Origin of the sequence: Gracilibacillus alcaliphilus (assembly GCF_016909015.1) — a bacterium.
Lineage (GTDB): Bacteria > Bacillota > Bacilli > Bacillales > Amphibacillaceae > Gracilibacillus > Gracilibacillus alcaliphilus.
Map to the genome: position 1 here is coordinate 1 of NZ_JAFBFA010000079.1, position 1653 is coordinate 1653.

The window sequence follows — 1653 nt, forward strand, 5'->3', positions numbered from 1 at the left end:
ATTCCTTGACTTACCTAATGTTTTTAATATTAATCAATGAAAATTAGAGAAAAACAGCGATATTTTAAGAAAATGAAAGTATATTGAGGGAGGAGTGTAGAGTTCGTTCGACGAAAAGTTTTTTCCTCCGTATATAAGTTTCAACATATCAAAGAAGCCAATCAGTACTTAATAACCGTTTTAGAAAGCCTTAATCAACGATTGCATCATGAACATAAGTTAAAACATGTGGACTTAATGAAGAAGGAAAAAGAAGTAATCGGAGCAACACCCATTCAACCATTTGATGTGGCAGAACTAATAGAATGCCGCGTAGATAAATATAGTACCGTGGTCCTCAAACAGAATCATTATTCTGTCCCAGAGGGACATGTAGGAAAATATATACGAGCTAAAGTAGGAGCAGAGCATATTCGGTTATTTATTGATGGAGAATACGTAGCAACACATTCCCGGAATTGGGGTCTTCACCAATGGGAAATGGATATCTATCACTATTTACGAACATTTGAAGAGAAAAAAGGTGCCATGATCCAAAGTCAATGTTTGAAACAGGCACCAACTCATATAAAAAATATCTATCACCAATATTATATCGGAAAAGAGAAAGAATTCATAGCATTACTCCATTATATAAAGGAAAATAATAACCTTCAGGACGTATTAAAGGCTATCCATCAATTGAAAAAAGTGCGATCCGATTATGTTTCACTAGATCGAATCCAATTCATCTGTGAACTTACGGAGGAGGAACCTATGGTGGATGCGCAAGATGATATAACGAAGCAAGCTGAATCTAATTTACATGCCTATCAAAAACTATTTTATATGACAGAAAAAGGAGTAATGTAATATGGATCCACAAACGCAACTTATTCAACTATGTAAAGAATTAAGATTACCAACGATTCGCAAAATGGTTCAGGACCAAAGTGCATTCAAGCAACCGAAACAAGCTTATGATGTATTACTACAAGTCTTAACACAGGAAAAAGAAGATCGCATGGTTCGTGCAAAACAAAACCGAATTCGAGCTGCGAATTTTCCACAGAAGAAGTTATTAGAAGAATTAATAGAAGAAGCATTACCAGAACAGGCAAGACAGAAGTTACCACAATTAAAGACATTATCCTTTATTCAGGAGGGTCAAAATGTGATTTTAACAGGCCCTCCCGGAACGGGAAAATCCCATCTAGCTATTGGATTAGGGATGGAAGCATGTTTAGCCGGATATCGTGTGTTTTTCGCAACGGTTCCCTCTTTTATTAATCAATTAAAGGAGCATCGCTCCGAACGCACGTTACGGTCATTCGAATTAAAGTTTGAAAAGTATGATCTTGTCATTTTAGATGAACTTGGCTACATTTCTTTTGATAAAGAAGGAGCTGAATTATTATTTTCACATTTATCGCTACGTGCTGACAGAAAATCCACGATTATTACTAGTAATTTATCCTTTTTAAAGTGGCAAGAGATTTTTCATGATCCCGTACTAACCGCAGCCTTAACGGATCGGTTAACACATAAATCCCATGTTTTAAACATGAGTGGTACATCTTTGATGTTAGTCTAATAATTGGACATACCAAATGGGGATTTTTATACTAAATATAATAATCTTTAGGAGTGTCCAGGATGGTAAAACGATATGAT

The 1653-nt window shown here is 35.5% G+C and carries 1 protein-coding gene and 1 pseudogene; both read left to right on the forward strand.

The window, feature by feature from the left end; translation table 11 throughout:
- Window positions 1–90: 90 nt before the first annotated feature.
- Window positions 91–852, forward strand: a pseudogene (locus JOD18_RS24055) (Mu transposase domain-containing protein); the annotation flags it as partial.
- A gap of 1 nt (window position 853) precedes the next feature.
- On the forward strand, window positions 854–1573 hold the full coding sequence (istB, locus tag JOD18_RS24060; protein WP_204672015.1) for an IS21-like element helper ATPase IstB: 720 nt from the start codon (window positions 854–856) through the stop codon (window positions 1571–1573).
- Window positions 1574–1653: the final 80 nt, after the last annotated feature.